At 63.3% G+C, this 13,522-nt stretch carries 13 protein-coding genes; 7 read left to right on the forward strand and 6 right to left on the reverse strand.

What is annotated here, in order from left to right; all coding sequences use genetic code 11:
- Window positions 1-56 precede the first annotated feature (56 nt).
- The 5 genes from rapZ (at window position 57) to ETQ85_RS26635 (ending at window position 4,248) form a co-directional block, all read left to right on the forward strand.
- A complete protein-coding gene (rapZ, locus tag ETQ85_RS19575; protein WP_148580771.1) occupies window positions 57-899 on the forward strand; it encodes an RNase adapter RapZ in 843 nt (280 codons plus the stop codon).
- 14 nt (window positions 900-913) lie between these two features.
- Window positions 914-1,303: a NusG domain II-containing protein gene (locus ETQ85_RS19580; RefSeq protein ID WP_407058387.1), complete on the forward strand. Its 390-nt coding sequence runs from the start codon at window positions 914-916 to the stop codon at window positions 1,301-1,303.
- Entirely contained in the window at window positions 1,284-1,838 is a 555-nt protein-coding gene (locus tag ETQ85_RS19585; RefSeq protein ID WP_187394786.1) for a Gx transporter family protein, read from the forward strand. The genes ETQ85_RS19580 and ETQ85_RS19585 overlap by 20 nt, the downstream gene beginning before the upstream one ends.
- 55 nt (window positions 1,839-1,893) lie before the next feature.
- On the forward strand, window positions 1,894-2,358 hold the full coding sequence (locus tag ETQ85_RS19590) for a hypothetical protein (protein WP_148580772.1): 465 nt from the start codon (window positions 1,894-1,896) through the stop codon (window positions 2,356-2,358).
- A gap of 1,251 nt (window positions 2,359-3,609) precedes the next feature.
- A complete protein-coding gene (locus ETQ85_RS26635) occupies window positions 3,610-4,248 on the forward strand; it encodes an HNH endonuclease (protein ID WP_222862220.1) in 639 nt (212 codons plus the stop codon).
- A 362-nt stretch (window positions 4,249-4,610) separates the two neighbouring features.
- On the opposite strand, the gene ETQ85_RS19600 is transcribed toward ETQ85_RS26635, so the two are convergent.
- From ETQ85_RS19600 to ETQ85_RS19610, 3 genes are all read right to left on the reverse strand, one after another.
- Window positions 4,611-5,456, reverse strand: coding sequence for a hypothetical protein (locus ETQ85_RS19600; RefSeq protein ID WP_148580773.1), 846 nt, complete (start codon window positions 5,454-5,456; stop codon window positions 4,611-4,613).
- Window positions 5,457-5,476: 20 nt separating this feature from the next.
- Window positions 5,477-7,009, reverse strand: a complete 1,533-nt coding sequence (locus ETQ85_RS19605; protein ID WP_148580774.1) for a cryptochrome/photolyase family protein — start codon at window positions 7,007-7,009, stop codon at window positions 5,477-5,479.
- Window positions 7,010-7,071: 62 nt separating this feature from the next.
- Window positions 7,072-7,566 (reverse strand): ribonuclease HI family protein, encoded by a 495-nt coding sequence (locus ETQ85_RS19610; protein ID WP_222862221.1) that lies wholly within the window; start codon window positions 7,564-7,566, stop codon window positions 7,072-7,074.
- 182 nt (window positions 7,567-7,748) lie between these two features.
- Between ETQ85_RS19610 and ETQ85_RS19615 the strand changes: the two genes are divergently transcribed.
- Together ETQ85_RS19615 and ETQ85_RS19620 are read left to right on the forward strand one after the other, a co-directional pair.
- Window positions 7,749-9,581: an AfsR/SARP family transcriptional regulator gene (locus ETQ85_RS19615; protein ID WP_148580775.1), complete on the forward strand. Its 1,833-nt coding sequence runs from the start codon at window positions 7,749-7,751 to the stop codon at window positions 9,579-9,581.
- Window positions 9,582-9,736: 155 nt separating this feature from the next.
- A complete protein-coding gene (locus ETQ85_RS19620) occupies window positions 9,737-10,645 on the forward strand; it encodes a PEP-CTERM sorting domain-containing protein (RefSeq protein WP_187394787.1) in 909 nt (302 codons plus the stop codon).
- 55 nt (window positions 10,646-10,700) lie between these two features.
- Here the strand turns inward: ETQ85_RS19620 and ETQ85_RS19625 are convergent, their stop codons facing one another.
- The 3 genes from ETQ85_RS19625 to metX form a co-directional block, all read right to left on the reverse strand.
- A complete protein-coding gene (locus ETQ85_RS19625; RefSeq protein WP_148580777.1) occupies window positions 10,701-11,564 on the reverse strand; it encodes a Dyp-type peroxidase in 864 nt (287 codons plus the stop codon).
- Window positions 11,565-11,627: 63 nt separating this feature from the next.
- Window positions 11,628-12,230 (reverse strand): methionine biosynthesis protein MetW, encoded by a 603-nt coding sequence (gene metW, locus ETQ85_RS19630; RefSeq protein WP_148580778.1) that lies wholly within the window; start codon window positions 12,228-12,230, stop codon window positions 11,628-11,630.
- A gap of 10 nt (window positions 12,231-12,240) precedes the next feature.
- Window positions 12,241-13,371 carry a homoserine O-succinyltransferase MetX gene (gene metX / locus ETQ85_RS19635; RefSeq protein WP_148580779.1) on the reverse strand — a complete coding sequence of 377 codons (1,131 nt, stop codon included), beginning with the start codon at window positions 13,369-13,371 and terminating at the stop codon, window positions 12,241-12,243.
- Window positions 13,372-13,522: the final 151 nt, after the last annotated feature.

Consider the following 13,522-nt stretch of genomic DNA (forward strand, 5'->3'; position numbering starts at 1 on the left):
ATGCGTGGCAGGCTGGCATCCGAGACCGGCCGCCTACCTTGAAACTGGGTCAAGTCATGCAACTCGTTCTGATTAGTGGTTTGTCCGGCTCCGGCAAGAGCGTCGCGCTCAATGTCATGGAAGATTGTGGCCACTACGTGGTCGACAACCTGCCGTCGGCACTCCTTCCCCAGCTCGTCACCCACCTGCGCGGGGCCGGTTACCAGCGCATCGCGGTGGCCGTGGATGTGCGCTCCGGCGCCAGCATTGCGGCGCTGCCCAAACAGGTCGAAACCCTGCGCGGGATGGTCGAGGACGTGCGCTTCCTCTTCCTCGACGCGCGCGACGAAACCCTTATTGCGCGCTTTTCCGAAACCCGGCGCAGGCATCCCCTCGGCGGTGAATGCAGCACCCTCGACGAAGCCATTGCCCGTGAGCGCGAAGCCCTGGCACTGATATCCGAACTGGGCCAGCGCCTCGACACCAGCGAGCTGTCGGCCAACACGCTGCGCAACTGGGTCAAGAACTTCATGGAGCTGGAGGCCGGCAGCCAGATCTCCCTGCTGTTCCAGTCCTTCGGCTTCAAGCACGGCATTCCGCTCGACGCGGATCTGGTCTTTGATGTGCGCTGCCTGCCCAATCCCCATTACGACCCCCTGTTGCGCCCCCTGACCGGGCGGGATCAGCCGGTCATCGACTTCCTCGAGAAGGTGCCGGAAGTCGGCCGGATGGTGGATGACATCTACGGCTTCGTGGCCTCCTGGCTGCCGGCCTACGTCAACGACAACCGCAGTTACCTGACCATCGCCATTGGCTGTACCGGCGGCCAGCATCGCTCGGTGTATGTCGCCGAGCAACTGGCCAGCCACTTCCGCGAGAACGCCCGGGTGCTGGTGCGGCACCGCTCCTTCAAGACGTGAGCAGGCGGCCCGCCCTGCGCCCCTGGCTGGCTGCCTGGGCGGCGCATTTGAAGGCGGGCGATGTGCTGGTGCTGGGGTGTGCGCTGCTGGTCTGTGTGCTGTCGGCAATCAGCCTGTGGAAGGGCGGCCGGCCCGACAAGGCGATCATCAAGTCGGGCGGCAAGGTCTTCGCCGAAGTCGATCTGTCGATGCCGCGCATCGTCGAGGTGCCGGGGCCGCTCGGCACCACCCGGGTCGAGATCCAGCCCGGCCGGGCGCGGGTTGCGGCCGACCCCGGTCCGCGCCAGTATTGCGTGCGCCAGGGCTGGCTGAGCAGCGCCGGCGCGGTGGCCATCTGTGCGCCCAACCAGGTCAGCCTGGCCCTCTCCGGGCGCACTGCCGACTATGACTCCCTCAACTACTGAAATTGTCCTCAAGCCGACGGCGGACGACCACCGGGTAGCCCGCCACGCCGCGGCGGCCATCGTGCTGACGGTGGCCGAGGCGGCCATTCCGTTGCCGCTGCCGGGGGTCAAGCCCGGCCTCGCCAATATCATCACGCTGGTGGTGCTGGCCCGCTGGGGCTGGCGCGACGCGGTGTGGGTGGCCCTGCTGCGGGTTTTGGTGGGCAGCCTGCTGCTCGGCCAGTTTCTCGCCCCGGGCTTCTTTCTGAGCCTGGTGGGCAGCCTGGCCAGCCTGGCGGTGCTCGGCCTCGCCATGCACCTGCCCAAGCGCTGGTTCGGGCCGGTGAGCCACAGCGTGCTGGCCGCCTTTGCGCACATCGGCGGCCAGGTGCTGGTGGCCCGCCTGTGGCTGGTGCCCCACGACGGCGTCTTCTACCTGGTACCGGTGTTTGCGCTGGCGGCCACCGTCTTCGGCCTGGTCAATGGCCTGATCGCGGCGCGCCTGCTGGCCGAGGAAAGTGCCGCCGAAAAAGACCTTGTGCATAAGGCAATGTAATATTCCGGGCTGCGCCGGGCCGCCGGCGCCGCACTTCAACTCCCGGAGTATTGCCATGCGCCAGAACCTGGTTTCCCTCGAACTCACCGCTGCCGACATCGCCAGGCTCGACGAGGCCATCGCCACCATCGAAGAACTCTTCACCCCCTTCATCTCCCTGAGCGCCAAACAGGTGCGCAGCCTCACCAAGATGGGCGACAAGTCCGAGTTCTTCTGCCGCCAGACCGTCCGGGTGCTCGAACAGAACCCCGAAATCCTCCCCCCCACCTTCGATCTGAGCGAAGTTCAGCGCGACATCGCCGCCTTTGACCTGCTGCGCTCCCGCCTGCTGCGCCTGGAGGAGCTGGCTGCCAAGGGGAGGGACACCGGAATGGCCCTCGGCAGCGACATCCTCACCGCCGCCCTGGAGGGCTACGCCCTCGTCAAGCTGTTCGGCAAGAGCGAAGGCCTGGAAACCCTGCGCCAGGCCATGGCCCTGCGCCGCCCGCCGCGTCGCAAAGCCAGCGACCTCACCCCCTGATCGAGGCCGAAGCTAATCCCCGTGAAGCCCCTGACGAAAATCGGCAGGGGCTGCATGAAATCTGCCCAGCACTGGCTACTTGTCACCCAGGCTCTGATGAAAATCATCAAGCGCTAAGTGATTTTCATCCAGACCTGCATGGGGATTACTCAGCGCTGAATGAATATCACCGAGCCCTGCAGAAAATTCACCCACATCTGGGCGAAAAGCCCGCTCGGCTGGGTGACAGGAGCGCAGAGGCTGATGAATTTCGCGCGGCAGGGCAGGCGCGGCAGGTACGACCCCCTGGATTCCGTCGGACGATGCTCGCGGGCTGCCACGGGCCACTCACTGCGCAGGCGGGTTTGCCGGTGCTTTGGCAGGCACCGAGGGCCAGCCGGGTGGAGGAGAGGGATTTTTGGCTGTTTTTACCGATCAGTCATTGGAACGGCGACAGTGGCCTGAAAGCTGACTGAGATGTTGGGCGTAGCACTCGGGCGGAGTGGTCAATGTTCGGGGGGCTTGAGGGGGTGTTTTCGGGCAGGAGCGGCCGGTCGCCGCCTGATCCAGATAGCGGACATTGGGGCGAGGCGGTATGCCGTCCGCTGCTGCTTTTCCTGCCGTGTCATTTTGCACTGCGCGTTGTTTGCGCTTTTAAACAGAAACTTGTAGAACATGCTATTCGGCATTCCGATGTTATGCGGCAACACTGTCGCCATAAACAAAGTTGGGCCGCTTACCACTACATCAGCCATGCCAGCCATAATCGATAGAAGCCTGTGGTCGAAGTCGAGCCAGAAATCATCGGGTGGTCACTACGATGAAAGAGCGAGCCATTACGAGAATATTTCGTATCGCTGCTGCAAGTGCTTTGCAGGGTGCGTGTTTTTGGATGAAGCGCAAAAAATCGCATACGAAATCGAAAAGAAGTTCGTTTGGTGGCTCCCTAGTCTTTGCGCCAAGTGTCAATTGGAGGTAAGTGCGCTTCGCGTAGAAGATCGGCTGTGCCAAGAACGGTGGAAAGAAGACAAGGCAACTCTCATGGTCGATCGAACGTTTCTGAGCCGTTGGATCTCCGTTCTTGATGCAATACCAACGTACGGAAAGAAGGCTAATACCGATATGAAGGTGGCGCTAAGGGATTGCTTGGAGAGTATCTCTTATGAATAATCCGCGCCGCCCAACCTATCACTCCACCGGACGTGCGCGAAAAGCCGCGCAGGCCGGTTAATTTAAACATTATGCGTGAAAATGTTTCGGATCGATAAGCACATGCAATTGACTGAAGACCCTAAGTTCTATGAGCCACGAGATTGCTTCTTGGCCCCGATACCCGATATTTTCGCCGCCGCCAATCTACTCTCAAGAGCAGTTGATGCCATTCTGGAAAAGAACCTTACCTTGGCTGAAGACTTGATAATGCAAGCTGACATGTCTGCACTTGAAGCACATAACGGAAAAATTGCGACTTACCGATCAAGGGAAATTCATCGTGTCAGGCTCGTTCCAGGAGCGCCGCCAACTATGAAAGATAGAACACAGCGCATGCCCTCTTACAAAGTCGAGCTCTCAATTTACGAGAGGGACGGTTGGCACTGTAGATTTTGTCAAAGCCCGATTACGTCGAAAGAAGCTCGAAAAAAAATGCATTTGCTTCTTCCAATGGCTGCCAGATGGGGGAAAGCCAATTCGGAAAAACATCGTGGTCTTAGCATTTTGGAATCGACGCTAGATCATTTACTGCCACATAGCCGTGGCGGCGACAATTCGCTGGAAAATTTGGTTGCTGCCTGTGGCCCGTGCCAGTTTGGCAGAGGTAATTTCACGCTTGAAGAAGTTGGCCTTAACAATCCATTCTCGAGACCGCCAATTAATGACAATTGGGATGGCTTGAGAAGACTCGTAAAGTGAGGTTCTGCGTAAGAATGCATAGCCCGGGCTCAATCGGGACTGGCTTACATCGGGCTTTCGCCCGCCTCTTGGCTCCACGTTGAACGACAGCTTTCGTCAAAGCTCAACGGCTGCACCGGGTCGGAACCTGACGCTCGGCCTACGGAAGCACGTCGGTCATTGCTGCCGCTGGCGGCGCCTGATCCAAAGCGAAACCTGTGATTTCCGGCAGCCTGACAATCTGAGCGTCGCTGATTAACTTCAGGTCACCCTCGGCACCATCCGGCTGCGCGCTGATTCAGCAGTTGGAAACAGCCTTATAGGGCCGAGGGACTGTAGCTTTGGCTTGAGACCGGCGGCGCCGCTTTCCAGAGGGATCGTCGTCAATCCGGCAAGTCGAAAGTCTCGCCGCGTGATTGAACGCCTACTTGGTCGAACCACGCAGGACCCAGTTCGCTCGTCGCCGCTTGCGTGCATTTGAGTGAAGCAATCGCCTTGCCTTGGTGCTCGACGACGACGCCTTCCTTGGACTGCGTCTGGCCTTTGGGGCCCCAGCGGCCAATCCCGGAATACACCACATAGGCGTAAGTTCCCTTGCGGATTCTCAGCCAGGCCGCGCCTCCACCCGAAAACGTTTCGGTGCTGCCGGTTGCCGCTGCCTGTGGCGGTAACCCGTTTTCCGGCCAGTTGATTTCCAGCGCCTCACGATTGCCGGGTTTTCCAAAGCGGTATTGCAGATAGCCCTTCTTCGGGCCGGATGCCGGATCCGCGCAAACCGAAACCAGCTTGGTGCCGGTGCGGCAGGCAAACACCACCAGCTCTGTCGCTGTGCAATTTGAAACCCGTTCCAGCGCCTGATTCGTGGACATGGCTGGAGCGGCGTCGCCGAGGATCTTGACCGTTGTGGCCACTGGTACCCGGCGAGTTTTCTTGCAGTCCGGATTGCCGCCGCAGGACTCATCCATGACCTGTTTGAGCGTGAAGCCGAGTTCAACATTCTTGCCGGGCAATTTTGGGTGCCGCGTACAGAGTTCGAAGTCGGCGATCTGCGTCGTCACACTGCCGGTATCGGAACGCAAGGTCAGGTAGCAGCCCGTATCACCGATTTCCTGGCTCGTAATGGACCCCCTGATGCTCTGTGCGAGAACCTGTCCCTGCACCGCGGAGGTGAAAACAATGCCCAGGCCTGCCAGGCAACAAGCCCGCGCATGCGTGAATTTAATTCCCATACAAGTCCTTTATTGCGTGCTTACAGCGCATCCAGATTGTTTCTGAGCGTCTCTGCATGCCGGGTGATCGAGGCCGTTTCTTCGGGGCTGAAACGCCCCAGGTTTTTCAGCGGCAATGCCATGCGGGGATTGCCTGAAAAGCGCCGGGAATGGCGGATCAGGAAGTCCCAGTAAAAGGTGGTGAAGGGGCACGCCTCGGGGCCGCTGCGTTGTTCCGGCCGGTAAGGGCAATCGCGGCAGTGGTTGCTCATGCGCTTGATGTAGGCGCCACTGGCGCAATACGGCTTGCTCGTCATGCCCGGCCAGGCATTGAGGGCCATGCCGAGGGTGTTGGGTTCTTCCACCCAGTCGACGGCATCGACGTAAACCGCCAGATACCAGTCGGCAACCTGGCGTGGTTCGAGCCCGGCGATCAGGGCAAAGTTGCCGGTGATCATCAGGCGCTGAATGTGGTGCGCGTAGCCGTGTTCCAGCGTCTGGCGAATGGCGCTGCCTAGGCAGGCCGCCCGGGTTTTGCCGGTCCAGAACCAGGCCGGCAAGGGTGTTTGGTGATCGTACTGGTTGGCGCTGGCCAGCAAGGGCATCTGGCGCCAATACACCCCGCGCACGAATTCGCGCCAACCCAGAATCTGGCGGATAAAGCCCTCGGCGGCGGCGATCGGTACGTGGCCGGCCGCGTAGGCGGTGAGTGTCGCGTCGATGACCCTGCGTGGATCGATTAGCTTGAGGTTCATCGCACTGGAGAGGAGCGAGTGCCACAGGAATGGCTCGCCTTGCCACATGGCATCCTGCCAGCGCCCGAACTCGGGCAGGCGGTGGCGAATGAAATCCGCCAGCACTTCTTCGGCCTGGGACGACGTGACAGCCCAGGCAAAGTGCCGTGTCTCGCCGGGGTGATCGGGAAAGTGGTGTTCGACGTCGGCAATCGCGCTTTGGGTTATGGCGTCGGGCGCAAAGCGGACGGGGGGCGGCAACAGACCGGGGCCTTGCCGGCCGAAAGACTGGCGGTTGTCCGCGTCAAAATTCCACTGGCCGCCAACGGGCTCTTCCCCCGTCATCAGAATGCGGTGGCGCTTGCGTTGCCAGCGATAGAAATACTCCATCCGCAACTGCACCTTGTCGCCCGCCCACGCCTTGAAGTCGTCCAGAGAGCAGAGGAAGTGCGGGTCGGGCCGGATGAGCAGGGCCTTGCCTGCAGCGGCACACGCGGCGTGCAGCGATTCCTGAACCCGGTAGTCACCCGCTTCCAGCATCACCAGGGCGCTGAAATCGCCATCGTTCAGCAAAGTCTGAACCGCATCGCCCAGACGGGCATGGGGGTGCTCACCCAGGCGCAGATAATTGACCGGCAGGCCCGCCGCGCGAAATGCGGCCGCGCGGTGGCGCATGGCGGCCAGAAAGAGCGCGCTGCGTGCCTTGTGGCTCCACACGTGGGTCGATTCCTCGCCGGCCTCGATCATCAGCAGTTGATCGCTTGCCGGATTGAAATCGGTCAGGAGAGGATGCGGGTCGGGGTGTAACTGGTCACCCAGAATCAGGAAGAGACGGCTCATGCAGCTTTGAGTCCTTTCCGGCAAGCAGCCGGACACTATTTGATGCGGGTCGGGGGCGGCAGTCAGCGCCGCCGCTTCTTTTTCAGTAGGCCGGGCTTTGCTGCCGGTTTGTCGGGCAGGCCGAGGGCGGCGCGGGACAGGCGGTCGGCGTCCGGGTTGCGGTGGCGGGGGATCCATTCGAGCCGTACCGAGGCGAAGCCGGCGAGCAGGGGCTGCATCTGCAGGATGAGTTCGTGCAGGTGGGCTACGCGGGTGTGCGCTTCGCCGCGCAGATGGCGTACCGCAAAGTCGCTGTCACCGCGTACGATCAGCCGGCGGGCGCCGGAGTCGCGGGCCATTTCGAGGGCTTTGCCGAGCGCCAGCAGTTCTGCTTCGTTGTTGCAGCCACCGTCTGCCGCCAGCCCCGAATACTCAAGCTGTTGCCCTTCGGGGCCGCGCAGGATGGCGCCGAGTCCGATCCGCCCCGGATTGGGCAGGGCCGAACCATCGAACCAGGCTTGCCATTCGGGGTGATCGGCTAGCGGGAGGGGGGCGGGGATGGGCGGTGGTTGGGGCACGGGAAATGATCTAATAAGTAGGATTCAGGTGGCACTGTAGTTGATTATTGTCATGGCGCTTTGCCGGGCACGAACAAGAATGAAACCAGGGTTGGACCCTAGCCCAAGCTGGAAGAGGCATCATGACCAATAGCCCGGACTGTTCAGATCTCGCGATTCGTGCGTCTTGCGAGGATCCGCACATGCAGTGCATGCGCCAGTGGTTCGAGATGGAGGCTGTCGATCTGGCTGCCGGGACGGCGCTCTGCTGTCTGAAGGAACGTCCCGGGCCCTTGACGCTGCTGCGCAGTCGTTTGCTGTTTGCCGTGGGGGACGGGCGGACGAGTCTCGGGGACTTGCAGGCGCTGTATGAGGCGGGGCGGCGGGCGCCCGAGCTGGATGTGGCCGCCCTGGCGTGCGCGGCGATGATCGATGCCGTGCTGGCGGCGGGATGTGATTTTGACCGGCTGGACGGCCTGGCTGCGCAGGTGGATAGCCTGCTGGCCGAGGACGAGGTTCTGTCCGTGCATGCCCAGGCCGCCTTGTTGCTGCGGCGGGGCTTGATCTCCCTGGTTCGTGAGGCTGATATCGTGCGTGCCGGGAAGGCCTTCGACGAGGGAATCCGGCTTGTCGAGGGCCGGGTTTCCGAGCCCCTGCTGCTTGCCCATCGGGCCTTGCGCGGGGTGACGGATTGCCTGACCGGCAATCTGACCCGCGCGGATGTGGGGCTTGCCGATGCCCGCTTCCTGTGCCAGCAGGCGGGCGTCGGCGCGCGGCCGCGCCTGTTGGTGGAAGGCAGCCTCGGGTTGGTGCGCCTGTTTCTCGGCGAGGCGGCCGATGCCTACTTCATCCTCACCGGGGCGTGCCGGAGTTCCGGCTTCGGTGCCTTGTCGCCGGGTATGCAGCTGCTGATGCTGTGCCACCGCCTGTATGCCGCGGCCGATTTCGGTCTGGCTGAAGAGGTGAAGGATCTGGCCCAGCACATTGGCTTTCGGGCCATTCCGGGGCACCAGGCGCTGCTCCACGCTTACCGGCACTTTGCCCTCGGAGCCGTTGCGCTGCGCGCCGGGGATGCCTTGCGGGCCTTGGTTCATGCCGAGGAGTGCATGCGTAGCGGAGAGCTGGCGGGGGCCCGTTTGCCGGTCACGCTGGTCGCCTTGCTGCAGGCTCAGGCCTTGTCCGATCTGCGCCGTTCCCATGAAGTCCGTGCCCTGCTGGCGGATTGGGTGCCGCGCTGGATCGCTGGCGGCCTGTTGCGGGTGGCGGCGGTCGGGCGGCTGGAACTGGCGATGCTGGATGCGCGCAGCGGTGAGCTGGACCGGGCCCGGCACCACCTGGTCGCCGCCCGGGCGCTGTTGCCGGCAGGCGAGTCCCTGCGCCCGGTGCATCGGAGCGGGGCGTGGCTGGATGAACTGAACGGGATGCTTGCCGCCGGGCCTGCGGGGTGTGTCGCCAGTGCGCCCCATGTGAGCATCCGCACGCTGGGCGAGTTTGTCGTCGAGGTCGGGGGCCGGCGCATCTACGACCGGGACTGGAAGGGGGCACGTACCAAGTCACTCCTGATTGCCCTGATTTGCGAGGGGGGGCAGAAGGTGCCCGCCGATCACCTGGCCGATCTGTTGTGGCCGGATTCGGACGGTGCCCAGGCCTTGCAGAATCTCAAGGTGGCCCTGCACCGGTTGCGCCGTCTGGGCTGCGAGGGGGCCGAGGCACCGGTGAACTGGGTTCATGTGAAGCACGGTCTGGTGAGTCTGCCCGGCAGTTTGTGCCGGGTGGATGTGCATGAGCTGGTGCAGGCCGTGCAGGCCGGCTTGAAGGCCCCTCACGCGGAGGACGAGGCCTGTCGGGAGGTTCTGGCCCTGTGCGCCGGCGAGTTTCTGCCGGGCCTGCATCCGACGCCTCCGGTCGCCCGCTACCGGAAGACCCTGCATGGCCTGCTGGATCGGTTGATCAAGCGCTTTCCGGTGTTGGGCGCTGCTCTTGCCGATGCCCGGGGGGCTGCGTCAAAGCGCTCCGAAAGCGGCGCCGCAGGGTGATTCTGCCGCTATCGAGCGGCCGTAACCGGTCTGGAACCCTGTAGTCGAGACAATGGAAATTGCATGCCCATTGTGGGCCGGCTTTCCAATGGACTATAGGGAGAAGACAAGTGACTATGTTGGAAATAGGCAGGATGGTCGGTGTGTCGAGTGCCGTGCTGGGGGCGCTGGCCTTGTCGTTTGCCGCCCAGGCGGCGCCGGTTGATTGTGCTGGTGGCGGGCAGTGCGTGGTCAGCGATGTTGATGGATCCATCAACGTCGTCGCCAACAGCCCTGCCATCACGACCGACGGGTTTGGTTTCAATGTGAAGAATGCCGGTGGCCTCAGCTGGAACGTGAACGGGACGAACATCCTTTTTTCCCAGTCGAGCTTCTACCGCGTCAATGGTGCCGGTCAGGAATCCCCGGTGGGCGGGCTGCTGTGGAGCACGGCGACTGAAGACAGCACTGAAAAGCAGATTCGGATTCGCACCGAAGATGGCGGGCAAGGGATCGTCGTCGATACCCTCTACACCCTCCAGTCGGCGATTCCCGGGCGTACGTCGCAGGTGTTGAAGGATGTCCAGATCACCAACACCAGTGGCAGTGCCATGAGCCTGAACTGGATCGAATTCTTTGACTTCGATCTGTCGGGGGTGGCCGTTGAGGATGACGACTCCCTGACCAGCGTGCTGCATGCAGGAACCCGGGTGATCACGCAGGGAAACAGTCGCATCGGCAGGAGCGTGACGTCGCAATGGACGATGGTTACTGCGGACGGTACGGTTATTTTTGATCAGCCGGTTGGTTACCAGTTGAGCGCCTGGCGTTCAAATCCGAATAGCGGCACGCCCAGCCTGCTGGAAAGCCTGCTCGATGGCGGGGTGACCAATCTGGGCAGCACGCCGGATTCCCTGAGTGGGCGTAACGACTACCAGTATGGGGTGCAGTTTGCGGTCAACGATCTTGCCGCGGGCGCTTCGCTGACCTTCCGCAATACGATGACTGCGGTGCCCGAGCCGTCGAGCATTGCGCTCGCTGTTCTGGCGCTTGGCTTGATGCGCCGGCGCAGCCGCAAAGCCTAGCGCTTGCTGGTCCAGAAGGCCCGTCTCCGTCGGCGCGGGGGCGGGCCTTCTGCATTCAGAGGGAAAAAGGTGCCAGTGCGAGTTTTCCGTCCTGCATCGGCGGGCACCAGAAATAGGCGCCGGACAGGGGCCGGGTGAAGCGGAACAGGGCATCGACGATGCCGTCCTCCAGCCCGACCATGCGGCGCATCTGGGCCTGAAAGGCGTCGAGGCTGTGGCCGAAGGCGACGAACATCAGGCCGGCATCCCGGCCTTCCGACCAGGGCATCGAGCGCCGCACGACAAAGGCTTCGGGGCTGAAGCTCTCCTGGGCGGTGCGTTTGACGTGGGCGGAGGCGGGGGCGTCGTCGAGTTCTTCGTTGTCGCTGCGGCGGCGGCCGATGCAGTCGTCGCGTTCTTCGGGCTGCATGGCCTCGAAGCGCGTGAAGTCGTGGAGCCAGCGCTGCACGGCGACGAAGCTGGAGCCGTCGGCAGCGATGGCGGCGGCCACGGCGGCGTCATCCTTGGGGTTCTCGGTGCCGTCTTCGTAGCCACTGAGGTCACGGCCGCCGTCGTGCTTGAAGGCATCCCACGATTCTTCCAGCTCGAACACCGGTGTCAGCGCCTGTTCGATGCGGCGGGCGCGGTGCAGGAGTTCGCCGCGGTCGTCGCCACGCAGCCACAGCCACAGGGCGAAGGGGGTGGAGGGCAGTTCGACGCCGGGGCCGGAAAGGGGTGGAAAGGGCTTGAGACCGGCGACCTTTTTGCCGAGGGCGGTCAGCGGGGGCAGGCCGATGCCGGCCACGGTGCGCTCGCCATCCACCACGCCCTGCAGCGCGGCGAGGCCGGCGCCGACGTCGCTGTCGGGCGCCAGGGAAAAGGCGAGGTAGCGGGCGAGGGGCGGGAGCGGCAGCAGGATGCCGGCTTGCGGGGTGCTCATGGCGGGGTCTCCGGGAATGACGGAAAGGTCATCGCCGATGATAGAGCAATCCCCGCCGTGCCGTCAGCCTGCCGCTGCGTCCTTCCGGGCCAGTCGGTAGAGGGCCACGCTGGCCAGGAAGTTGGGCTCGTCGAGGATCACCTTGTCTTCGTCGAAGGCCAGCCGCTCGCGAATGACGATGCCTTCCTGCTCGCACAGCCCGTCGAAGTCGTCGAGGGTGAAGAAGCGCACGTTGGGCGTGTCGTACCACTGGTAGGGCAGGTTCTTGGAAACCGGCATGTGGCCGTTGAGAATGGCCTGGCGGTGCCGCCAGTAGGCGAAGTTGGGGAAGCTCACCACGGCTTCGTGACCGACCCGCAGCATCTCGCGCAGGATGCCCTGGGTGTTGCGCATGGCCTGCAGCGACAGGCTCATGATGACGTGGTCGAAGAAGCCGTCGTCGAAGCCGGCGAGGCCTTGTTCCATGTCGATCTGGATGACGTTGACGCCGTTTTTGGCGCAGGCCAGCAGGTGTGCCGGGTCGTTCTCGACGCCGTAGCCGCGCACCTGGCGTACGTCGCCGAGGTAGCGCAGCAGGCCGCCGTCGCCGCAGCCGAGGTCGAGGACGCGCTCGCCGGGTTCGATCCAGTTGGCGATCACGTCGTAGTCGAAGCGATGGAAACTCATGGCGCGGTCCTCACACCCGGATGTTGTCGATGTAGGCCTTCAGCACGGCGTGGTACTGGGGCTCGTCGAGGAGGAAGGAGTCGTGGCCGGCGGCGCAGTCGATCTCCGCGTAGCTCACCCGGCGGTCGCTGTGCATCAGGGCATAGACGATCTCGCGGCTGCGCGACGGGGCGAAGCGCCAGTCGGTGCTGAAGGACACCACCAGGTAATCGGCCTTGGCGCGGCCGAGGGCGGCCACCAGGTCGCCGGCGTAGTCGAAGGCCGGGTCGTAGTAGTCGAGGGCCTTGGTGGTGAGCAGGTAGGTGTTGGCGTCGAAGTAGCCGGCGAACTTGTCTCCCTGGTAGCGCAGGTAGGACTCGATCTCGAATTCCACGTCGTAGCTGAACACCGGCTTGTCGTGACGCAGGGTGCGGCCGAATTTCTGGCCCATGGCGTCGTCCGACAGGTAGGTGATGTGGCCGATCATGCGCGCCAGGGCGAGGCCGCGGGTGGGCACCACGCCGTGTTCGTAGTAGTGGCCGCCGTGGAATTCCGGGTCTTTCAGGATGGCCTGGCGGGCCACTTCGTTGAAGGCGATGTTCTGGGCGGTGAGCTTGGGGGCCGACGCGATGACCAGCGCGTGGCCGACGCGGTCGGGATATTGCAGGGTCCACGACAGGGCCTGCATGCCGCCAAGGCTGCCGCCGACCACCGCGGCGAAGCGCGCGATGCCGAGGCGGTCGGCCAGGCGGGCCTGGGCGTCCACCCAGTCTTCGACGGTGACGAAGGGGAAGTCGGCGCCCCACGGCTTGCCGGTGGCCGGGTTGATGGCGTTGGGCCCGGAACTGCCGTAGCAGCCGCCGAGGTTGTTCACCCCGATGACGAAGAACTTGCCGGTATCGAGGGGCTTGCCGGGGCCGACCAGGTTGTCCCACCAGCCTTCGGAGCCCGGCGTGTCGGCGTAGGTGCCGGCCACGTGATGGGAGCCGGACAGGGCGTGACAGACCAGCACCGCGTTGCTGCGCGCGGCGTTGAGCTGGCCGTAGGTTTCATAGACGAGATCGTATTCCGGCAGCACGCCGCCGCTCTTCAGCGGCAGGGGCTCGGTGAAGTGTGCCCGCTGGGGCACGACGGTTCCGACAGATTGTGGTGCTTGTTGCATTCGTGTTTCGTCCCAAAAACGAAAAACCCAGCCGGCGAACGGTCGCGGACTGGGCTGCCGTCGCTTTAGCCGTACTTGTAAAGCGCCCGCAAGCTGAAGGGTTCAAATCGGCGCTGGGTGCAAAGATTAGCGCGAGCGTCGGTTGCAAGTC

It is taken from the genome of Zoogloea oleivorans (genome assembly GCF_008107625.1).
Classification (GTDB): Bacteria; Pseudomonadota; Gammaproteobacteria; order Burkholderiales; family Rhodocyclaceae; genus Zoogloea; species Zoogloea oleivorans.

Excerpts from the sequence above, each read along its gene's own strand:
- rapZ (WP_148580771.1), top strand. The coding sequence starts at position 57 with ATGCAACTCGTTCTGATTAGTGGTTTGTCCGGCTCCGGCAAGAGCGTC.
- ETQ85_RS19585 (WP_187394786.1), top strand. The coding sequence starts at position 1,284 with ATGACTCCCTCAACTACTGAAATTGTCCTCAAGCCGACGGCGGACGAC.
- ETQ85_RS19590 (WP_148580772.1), top strand. The coding sequence starts at position 1,894 with ATGCGCCAGAACCTGGTTTCCCTCGAACTCACCGCTGCCGACATCGCC.
- ETQ85_RS26635 (WP_222862220.1), top strand. The coding sequence starts at position 3,610 with ATGCAATTGACTGAAGACCCTAAGTTCTATGAGCCACGAGATTGCTTC.
- ETQ85_RS19600 (WP_148580773.1), bottom strand. The coding sequence starts at position 5,456 with ATGGGAATTAAATTCACGCATGCGCGGGCTTGTTGCCTGGCAGGCCTG.
- ETQ85_RS19605 (WP_148580774.1), bottom strand. The coding sequence starts at position 7,009 with ATGAGCCGTCTCTTCCTGATTCTGGGTGACCAGTTACACCCCGACCCG.
- ETQ85_RS19615 (WP_148580775.1), top strand. The coding sequence starts at position 7,749 with ATGCAGTGCATGCGCCAGTGGTTCGAGATGGAGGCTGTCGATCTGGCT.
- ETQ85_RS19625 (WP_148580777.1), bottom strand. The coding sequence starts at position 11,564 with ATGAGCACCCCGCAAGCCGGCATCCTGCTGCCGCTCCCGCCCCTCGCC.
- metW (WP_148580778.1), bottom strand. The coding sequence starts at position 12,230 with ATGAGTTTCCATCGCTTCGACTACGACGTGATCGCCAACTGGATCGAA.
- metX (WP_148580779.1), bottom strand. The coding sequence starts at position 13,371 with ATGCAACAAGCACCACAATCTGTCGGAACCGTCGTGCCCCAGCGGGCA.